This is a genomic window from Homoserinimonas sp. (assembly GCF_056262345.1).
Map to the genome: position 1 here is coordinate 1 of NZ_JBACFR010000032.1, position 7,590 is coordinate 7,590.

The window sequence follows — 7,590 nt, forward strand, 5'->3', positions numbered from 1 at the left end:
GTGCAGCTCACGGTCTCTGCAGAGGCGGTAGAGAGCCGCATCACCGGAGGAAAGCGCCCTCTCCTCTCCTCCGGGATCGACGCCTGGCGCACACTGGTAGACAAGCGAAGCGGTGTCTACAACGAGCTGGCGACGCGATCATGGGATACATCGAGCCGCCCGATCGACTCAATCGCCACAGATATCGCCGAATGGGTCGCTAGCGAGGCGAACATCCCGCTCGCGGCACAGCGCACAACGACAGACGGGAACGAAGCACGATGAGCATCACGACGATCACGGTGAGCGGCACCGAGCCTTACGACGTGCTCGTCGGCCGAGACATTCTGGGCACGCTGCCCTCGGTTATCGGGCCTGATGCGCGCAAGGTTCTGATCGTGCATCCCCCCACTCTCGCTGCACGAGCGGCCGAGCTTCGTGAGAACCTGCTCGACACATACGAGGTCGTTCTCGCAGAGATCCCGGATGCCGAGGCCGGCAAGCGGGTGGAGGTCGCCGCATTCTGCTGGCAGGTTCTGGGCCAGTCTGATTTCACCCGATCGGATGTTGTCGTCGGCTTCGGCGGCGGCGCCGTCACCGACCTCGCCGGTTTCGTTGCGGCAACGTGGCTGCGCGGAGTTCGTCTCGTTCAGATCCCCTCAACCCTCCTGGGCATGGTCGACGCTGCCATCGGCGGCAAGACCGGCATCAACACGAACGAGGGCAAGAACCTTGTCGGCTGCTTCTATGCCCCGGCCGGTGTCATTGTGGATCTCGACGTTCTCACGGGTCTCAGCAAGATGGAGATCCTCGCTGGGTTCGGCGAGGTCGTGAAGTACGGCTTCATCGCGGAGCCCGAGATCCTCGACATCATCGAGCGCGATGTCGAGCGGGCTACCGACCCGTCGACGGACGAGTTCCGCCGACTCGTGGAGCTATCGATCGGCATCAAGGCTCGCGTGGTGGGGGATGACTTCACCGAGCAGGGACAGCGCGAGATTCTGAATTACGGGCACACCCTCGGTCACGCCGTGGAGTACGCGGAGCGCTTTCAGTGGCGTCACGGCGCTGCCGTCGCGATCGGCATGATGTTTGCCGCGGAGCTTGCCCGGCTGAGTGGGCGCCTCTCCGATGATGTCGTCGACCGTCATCGCTCAATTCTCGAGTCGTTGCAGTTGCCGACCACCTACCCTGCTGGGCGCTGGAACACCCTGATCAGTGTGATGAAGCGCGACAAGAAGGCTCGCGGGGAGCTGCTTCGGTTCATCATTCTTGACGATGTCGGTCGCCCGACCGTGCTCGCTGGCCCGGACCAGAGCCTGCTCTTCGCCGCGTATCAGGAGATTGGTTCGTAGCTGCCTGAGGCGGCATTGGGCTTCACGGTGTCGAGGCAGTAAACTTGCCCTCCGGCGCACTCGCCCGCATTTTCTCCGGCCGCTCTAAGCCGGTGTCACCCCGATTGAACGGATTCTCGCCTCATGGCATCAACTGCTGACATCAAGAACGGCGTCGTTATCAAGATCGACGGCCAGCTCTGGACTGTTATCGACTTCCAGCACGTCAAGCCCGGCAAGGGTGGCGCGTTCGTGCGCACGAAGATGAAGAACGTCGTCACCGGCAAGACCGTCGATAAGACCTACAACGCTGGCACCAAGATCGAGACCGAGAACGTCGATCGCCGCGACTTCACCTACCTGTACAAGGACGGCGAGTCGTTCGTGTTCATGGATTCGACGGACTACGACCAGATCAACGTTCCCGAGTCCGTCGTCGGCGATGCTCAGAACTTCATGCTCGAGAACCAGCCCGTCACCATTGCGCTCAACAACGGCAACCCGCTGTACATCGATCTGCCTGCATCCGTCGTGCTCGAGATCACCTACACGGAGCCTGGCCTCCAGGGTGACCGCTCCACCGGTGGAACCAAGCCCGCGACCGTAGAAACCGGGTACGAGATCCAGGTGCCCCTGTTCCTTGAGACGGGAACCCGCGTCAAGGTCGACACCCGCACGGGCGACTACCTGGGCCGCGTCAACGACTAGTGAGCGCTCGCACTAAAGCGCGCAAGCGCGCTCTCGACATTCTCTATGGCGCAGATCTCCGTGAGATCTCGCTCAACAGCGCAATTGCAGCCGAATCCGAACGCGCCTCCCACGAACCTGCTCGCCAAGAGTCGTGGCGGTATGCGCTCCAGATCGTCACAGGAATCACTGAGCATGGCGATGAGATCGATGAACTCATCGAGACCTACGCCCAGGGCTGGACGATCGACCGCATGCCCGTGCTCGATCGTGCTCTCGTGCGCATCGGAATCTGGGAGATCATGTTCAACGATGAGGTGCCAGACGCCGTGGCCATTTCGGAGGCGGTGAAGCTCGCAGAAGAGCTGAGCACCGACGATTCCGCGGGCTTTGTCAACGGACTTCTCGGCAGGATTGCCCAGCTCCGCGCTTAGATTTCGTTCCGTTACGCACTGTTTGATAGCGCGTCCGTCGCAGCACTACGTTCATGAGGTGACTTTGATCGCCTCTGCACCTACCGCCACGACGGGCGCGCTTTCTGTTTCCCTCTCGGGGGTCGGACGAGTGTTTGACGACCGCGTTGTCCTGCGGGATGTCGACCTGGATATTGCCGCCGGCGAGGTAATCGCTCTCGTCGGCGCATCCGGCTGCGGCAAGTCCACCCTCCTTCGGCAGGTATCGGGACTTGACCGCCCCAGCTCCGGCAGCATCACCATTGCGGGCACAGCGGTTACGGGAATCGATCTGCGCTGTTCCGTGGGATTTCAGGAACCTCGGCTGCTGCCGTGGCGCACTCTCGCCCACAACGTCTCCCTCGGTCTGCCCCGCGGCACCGAGCGGGAGGAGGGCCGGGCGCGCGTGGCCGAGCTGCTGCGCCTCGTCGGTCTCTCCGACTCGGCCGCGCTTCGCCCACGGCAGGTTTCCGGGGGGATGGCGCAGCGCGCCTCGCTCGCCCGAGCCCTCGCTCGCAAGCCCGGGGTTTTGGTGCTCGACGAGCCATTCGGCGCTCTCGACGCCCTCACGCGGCTGCAAATGCAGGATCTGCTCCTTGATATCCACACGGTCGAACCCACCACGATTCTTCTCGTCACTCATGACGTTGACGAGGCACTCTATTTGGCCGACCGGGTGGTGCTAATCGGCACGCATCCGGATGCTCCTCGTAACAGCGGAGCGGGCATCCGCAGCATCATTCAGGTTCCGGGGGAGCGCCCTCGTGACCGCGGAGATGCGACCCTCGCCCAGTTGCGCGCTGATCTTCTCAGCGGCCTCGGCGTTCACACTCATCACCACGCATAGCTCCCTTTTCATCCCAATCGCAAGGATCACAGCATGAGACTCGCACCAACCCTTTCTGCAGTTGCTCTGGCCGCCGCCAGCGTGCTCGTTCTTTCTGGCTGTGTTGCCGGGGAGGGTTCTGCCCTAAACGCCGAGCCGACGGCCGAGGACTGGAGCACGAGCACCCTCAATATCGACTTCGCTACGTATAACCCGCTGAGCCTGATCATCAAGGAGCAGGGCTGGCTCGAAGAGGAACTCGATGGTGTAACCGTGAACTGGTTGCAGTCCGCCGGGTCGAACAAGGCAAACGAGGCGCTTCGTGCCGGAGCTGTCGACGTGGGATCCACTGCGGGTTCTGCCGCTCTTCTTGCTCGGTCGAATGGCTCTCCCATCCAGGTGATCAGCATCTACTCGCAGCCCGAGTGGGCGGCCATCGTTGTCCCCGATGGTTCGGCTATCTCCGATGTCACCGACCTCCGCGGCAAGAAGATCGCCGCGACCAAGGGCACCGACCCCTACTTCTTCCTTCTCCAGGCACTCGAGGAGGCGGGGGTTGGCCTCGACGAGGTCACGATCGAGAACCTCCAGCACGCTGACGGCGCTGCCGCTCTCGCCGCAGGAGCGGTTGACGCATGGTCCGGCCTTGACCCGATCATGGCCACGTCTGAGGTTCAATCGAACACCAAGCTGATCTACCGCAACATCGACTTCAACACGTATGGCTTCCTCAACGCGACGGAAGACTTCATCACGAACCACGCGGATGTTGCCCAGGTCGTTGTCAACGCCTACGAGAAGGCCCGCGAATGGGCGACGGCCAACCCCGATGACGCCGCTGCGATTCTTGCCGAGGTCGCAGGTATCGATGTCGCCATCGCTGAGAAGGTTCTTATCGAGCGCACGAACTTCGATGTCGGAGCCCCCGGCAAGCGCCAGCGCGACGTTCTCGCGATCGTCGGCCCCATCTTCGTCGAGTCTGGGGACGTGACGTCACAGGACACCATTGACGCTGCGCTCGATTCAATCTTCAACGACACCTTCTTCGCGAAGGCCGACGCATCGGCGATCGGAAACTAGTGAATCCTCGGCAGTCCCCGACGGCAGCCCCCGCACCCCAGAACGGTGCGGGGGCTCCCGCCACGCTCCATCAGTATTCATCCGGCTACGGTTACTCCGCCGCCGGAAACCAAGCGAACGCCCTGCCGCCCGCTCCCGAAACGGGCCGACGACGCGGCAAGAGTCTCTATGTAGCTGCAGGCTTCGTTCTCCCCGTCTTTCTCCTTGCCGCATGGTTCACGGTTTCGGCACTAGAACTCGTCCCTGCATTCAAACTGCCGTCCCCGGAATCCGTGTGGACTGCGGCGACGCAGCTTTTTGCCGACGGCAGCCTGGTCAAGCACATTGCAATCTCGACCCAGCGCGTGCTCATCGGCTTCGCCGTTGGAGCCGTGGTTGGACTCGTCCTCGGTGCCGTAGTCGGACTCTCGCGATGGGCCAGCGCCTTTCTTGCACCCACAATCGGTGCCTTCAGAGCCGTTCCTTCGCTCGCCTGGGTACCCCTCTTGGTTCTCTACGTGGGCATCAGCGAAGACTCCAAGGTTGCCCTCATCGCCATCGGCGCTCTCTTTCCGGTCTATACGACGGTGGCTGGCGCTCTTCGCCACGTCGACCCGCAGCTGGTCGAGTTGGGTCAGGCGTACGGCCTTGGCCGGCTCAGCCTGCTCGCCCAGGTGCAACTTCCCGCAGTTGTGCCGAGCATCGTCTCAGGACTCCGCCTCGCCCTCGCGCAGGCATGGCTCTTCCTGGTCGCCGCCGAGCTCATTGCCTCGTCGATGGGTCTCGGGTTCCTGCTTGTCGACTCGCAGAACAACGGCCGCGTCGACCGCATGTTCCTCACGATCATCCTTCTGGGCATCATCGGCAAGACAACGGATGCGCTCATCGGGCTTCTTGAGAAGTACCTGCTTAAGCGGTGGGGCTAAGCCGCGCATCGGGTTCATCGTGACGCGGTAAGCTAGAGCTATCAGACATCCTTTAAGAGCCGTCCAGAGAGGCGGGGAAGGAGGTCAGAATGCCGGAACGCATAGTTCTGCAGCAGGCTGACATCGCGCGTGCCCTCACGCGCATCTCCCACGAGATCCTCGAATCCAACAGGGGAGCAGACGGACTCGTCATCCTTGGGATTCCCACGAGGGGCGTGATTCTCGCCCAGCGCATTGCCGCTCTCGTCAGCGAGATCTCGGGTACCCCCGTCGAGGCAGGTGCCCTCGACGTCACTATGTACCGTGACGATCTCTCCCGCGGCCGCGTTCGCACGCCAGCGCCCACCCATATTCCCGCGGGCGGAGTCGACGGTCGCGTGGTCGTCCTTGTCGATGACGTTCTCTACTCGGGGCGCACTATCCGGGCTGCGCTCGATGCCCTCGGTGACATCGGCCGCCCCCGCGTCGTTCGTCTCGCGGCCCTGGTCGATCGAGGCCACCGCGAGCTGCCAATCAGGCCAGACTTCGTTGGCAAGAACCTGCCATCGTCACAGCTGGAGCGCATCAACGTTCGCCTGCACGAGGCCGACGGCGAAGAGTTCGTCAGCATTGATGGCCAGGGCGACGAGGCGACCCGATGAGGCACCTTCTGAGCACTCGCGACCTGTCCCGCGACGCCGCGGTCAACATCCTTGATGTCGCAGAAGATATGGCGGAGGTGTCGACTCGCGAGGTCAAAAAGCTTCCTGCGCTGAGAAGCAAGACGGTCGTCAACCTCTTTTTCGAAGACTCGACGCGCACCCGTATCTCGTTTGAGGCTGCCGCCAAGCGGCTCAGCGCCGACGTGATCAACTTCTCGGCCAAGGGCTCAAGTGTGTCTAAGGGCGAGAGCCTGAAAGACACAGCACAGACTCTCGCCGCTATCGGAGCGGACGCTGTTGTCGTGCGTCACGGCGCCTCCGGAGCGCCGCAGACGCTGGCGACCAGCGGCTGGATCGACGCCGGGATCGTGAACGCCGGTGACGGAACGCACGAGCATCCCACCCAAGCGCTTCTCGACGCCTTTACGATCCGCCGGCGGCTTCACGGTGCAGCATCCCGGGGCCGTGACCTCGATGGTGTCACGGTCACGATCGTCGGCGACGTGCTGCACTCACGGGTGGCCCGGTCGAATGTATGGCTTCTGACGACACTGGGCGCACAGGTCAGACTCGTAGCTCCGCCGACTCTTCTGCCGGTCGGCGTTAGCTCCTGGCCCGCCACGGTGAGCTACGACCTTGATACGTCACTTGAGCAGGCCACCGACGTAGTCATGATGCTTCGCGTGCAGTCCGAGCGCATGCATGCGGCGTGTTTTCCCAACGCTAGGGAGTATTCCCGGTGGTGGGGACTCGACGACGCGCGGCTCGCTCGGTTGGGCGAGGGTAGCATTGTCATGCACCCTGGCCCGATGAATCGCGGACTCGAAATTTCGTCGGGCGCAGCGGATTCAAAGGCGTCTACCGTGCTCGAGCAGGTGTCGAATGGTGTTTCTGTGAGGATGGCTGTGCTGTACCTCTTGCTTTCAGGCGAACGGGAGGGTCTGGCATGAATGAGTCGTTGATTGTGCGCGGTGCTGCGCTGGTGGATGGAAGCCGAACAGACCTGCTGGTCCGTGACGGTGTCATCGTCGAGATGGGCCACGCCCTCAGTGCTTCTGGTGCAAGGGTGATCGACGCGGACGGGCTGCTCGCGCTCCCGGGGCTCGTCGACCTTCACACGCACCTGCGGGAGCCCGGCTTCGAGCAGAGCGAGACGGTGCTCACGGGGTCACAGGCGGCTGCTGCCGGTGGGTTCACGGCCGTCCACGCTATGGCCAACACGTCGCCGGTTGCCGACACCGCGGGAGTAGTCGAGCAGGTCGCGTCTCTGGGCGATGCCGCTGGCTACGCCACCGTGCGTCCCGTCGGGGCAGTCACTGTGGGCCTGCGCGGAGAAAGTCTCGCCGAGATTCGCGCCATGGCGTCGAGTCGCGCTGCAGTTCGAGTCTTCAGCGACGACGGCAAATGCGTATCTGATGCACTTCTCATGCGTCGGGCGCTTGAGTACGTCAAGGCATTTGACGGAGTCATTGCCCAACATGCTCAGGAGCCGCGCCTTACCGAGGGCGCCCAGATGAACGAGGGCGTCGTCTCTGGGGAACTCGGCCTGGCAGGATGGCCCGCCGTAGCAGAAGAGGCCATTATTGCCCGCGACGTGTTGCTGGCAGAGCATGTCGGGTCCCGCGTGCACATCTGCCACCTCTCTACTGCAGGTTCCGTCGAGGTTGTGCGCTGGGCAAAGTCCCG

9 protein-coding genes and 1 pseudogene are annotated in these 7,590 nt (G+C 62.9%); all 10 read left to right on the top strand.

The features are described 5' to 3' along the window. Positions 1–264: pseudogene (locus AC062T_RS01485) on the top strand (shikimate kinase); the annotation flags it as partial. Beyond that, positions 261–1,334 carry a 3-dehydroquinate synthase gene (gene aroB / locus AC062T_RS01490; protein WP_476026731.1) on the top strand — a complete coding sequence of 358 codons (1,074 nt, stop codon included), beginning with the start codon at positions 261–263 and terminating at the stop codon, positions 1,332–1,334. The pseudogene AC062T_RS01485 and the gene aroB, both read left to right, overlap by 4 nt. Before the next feature lie 123 nt (positions 1,335–1,457). Next, positions 1,458–2,021, top strand: a complete 564-nt coding sequence (efp, locus tag AC062T_RS01495) for an elongation factor P (protein WP_108516543.1) — start codon at positions 1,458–1,460, stop codon at positions 2,019–2,021. Beyond that, positions 2,021–2,434 (top strand): transcription antitermination factor NusB, encoded by a 414-nt coding sequence (gene nusB / locus AC062T_RS01500; RefSeq protein WP_108516541.1) that lies wholly within the window; start codon positions 2,021–2,023, stop codon positions 2,432–2,434. The genes efp and nusB overlap by 1 nt, the downstream gene beginning before the upstream one ends. A gap of 58 nt (positions 2,435–2,492) precedes the next feature. After that, positions 2,493–3,299, top strand: a complete 807-nt coding sequence (locus AC062T_RS01505; RefSeq protein ID WP_199220399.1) for an ABC transporter ATP-binding protein — start codon at positions 2,493–2,495, stop codon at positions 3,297–3,299. A gap of 33 nt (positions 3,300–3,332) precedes the next feature. Next, positions 3,333–4,358, top strand: coding sequence for an aliphatic sulfonate ABC transporter substrate-binding protein (locus AC062T_RS01510; protein WP_476026734.1), 1,026 nt, complete (start codon positions 3,333–3,335; stop codon positions 4,356–4,358). Continuing rightward, positions 4,358–5,263, top strand: coding sequence for an ABC transporter permease (locus AC062T_RS01515; protein ID WP_476026736.1), 906 nt, complete (start codon positions 4,358–4,360; stop codon positions 5,261–5,263). Before AC062T_RS01510 ends, AC062T_RS01515 begins: the two co-directional genes overlap by 1 nt. An 89-nt stretch (positions 5,264–5,352) precedes the next feature. After that, the gene (gene pyrR / locus AC062T_RS01520; protein WP_476026738.1) at positions 5,353–5,904 is read left to right on the top strand and encodes a bifunctional pyr operon transcriptional regulator/uracil phosphoribosyltransferase PyrR; all 552 of its coding nucleotides are present in this window, start codon (positions 5,353–5,355) and stop codon (positions 5,902–5,904) included. Beyond that, positions 5,901–6,854: an aspartate carbamoyltransferase catalytic subunit gene (locus AC062T_RS01525; RefSeq protein ID WP_476026740.1), complete on the top strand. Its 954-nt coding sequence runs from the start codon at positions 5,901–5,903 to the stop codon at positions 6,852–6,854. The genes pyrR and AC062T_RS01525 overlap by 4 nt, the downstream gene beginning before the upstream one ends. Continuing rightward, positions 6,851–7,590 (top strand): dihydroorotase (locus AC062T_RS01530; RefSeq protein ID WP_476026742.1); only part of this gene is annotated, 740 nt, incomplete at its 3' end. The genes AC062T_RS01525 and AC062T_RS01530, both read left to right, overlap by 4 nt.